The organism is Nocardia sp. NPDC004722 (assembly GCF_053601505.1).
This window is the reverse complement of sequence record NZ_JBSGBY010001114.1, coordinates 1-1,071: the sequence shown is the minus strand read 5'-3', so window position 1 is coordinate 1,071 and position 1,071 is coordinate 1. Positions and strand designations below refer to the sequence as shown.

General features: G+C 70.5%; 1 protein-coding gene. It reads left to right on the top strand.

Features of this window, described 5'->3' with window-relative positions; genetic code table 11:
* Nucleotides 1-504 (top strand): hypothetical protein (locus ACWELQ_RS46180; protein WP_452403270.1); only part of this gene is annotated, 504 nt, incomplete at its 5' end.
* Nucleotides 505-1,071: the final 567 nt, after the last annotated feature.

Sequence of the window (1,071 nt, the reverse complement as noted above, 5' to 3'; positions counted from 1 at the left end):
CTGGCACTGGTGCTGGTGGCGGTCGCGGGCTGGTGGTGGCTCACGCCCGGCAGTTCGAAGACGCCGCAGGCGGTTCCGGCGCGCGCCACCGTGAGCCCGTCCACGACGGCCGGGAACCAGCCGGGACTGATCGCGTGGTGTCAGGAACGCAATACGCCCGACCGGGTGAGCGGGGCCAGCGCCGGTGATCTCGGCAGCGGGCCCGGCGTCATCATGCGCCTCGAATACGCCTGGTACGTGCAGCGTGATCCGGCCGCCGTGCGCGCCCTGCTCGCGCCCGACGCCAAAGTCGCGCCGGAACAGGCCACGCGCGACGCCATTTCGGCTATCCCCGCCGGGACCAAGCACTGCGTGAACATCACCGGCGTGGATCCGGACCACTGGAACGTCAGCATCGACGAGAAGCACCCGGACGGCACCGTCGCGTCCTGGCAGCAGGTCATCACCACGGTCACGCGGGACGGTCAGGTCCGCATCAGCGCCATCACGGACGGAAGCCGGTGAGCCATGGTCGATATCGACGACCGGGTCCGGTCCGGGCCGGGATCGGGGCCCTCGGAAGACCCGGACCCTGACTTCTGGTTCCGGGTCGGCGATGCGGTGCCGCGAGTGGATTCCGGCCACAAACACGCCGGAATGACAGAGGCCGAGCACGCCGGAGCAACGGAAATAGACCGCGCCGGTACAACTGCGACAGGCCATGCCGGAACACCGGGGACAGGCCACGCGGGAGTGACCGAGGCAGGCCACCCCGGAGTGACGGGTATAAACCACACCGGAGCGACCGGGACAAACCACTTCGGAGCGACGGGGGCAGGCCACCCCGGAGCGACGGGAGCAGGCCACGCCGGAGCGACCGGCATGGATCACCCCGGAGTGAAGGCGGGCTACGCCGGAACCGGGGCTGGGCACGCCGGAAGGGTTGGGGCGCAGGCCGGTTCGGGTGAGGGTGCGCGGCAGGCCGAGGTGGCGGCGTCCGCATGCTGCGGCATCCGGTCGGGCTCAGCGACACCGAGATGGTGCATCAGCTGGCCACCCTCTACGGCGCGGGGATCGAGCCGCAACAGAATC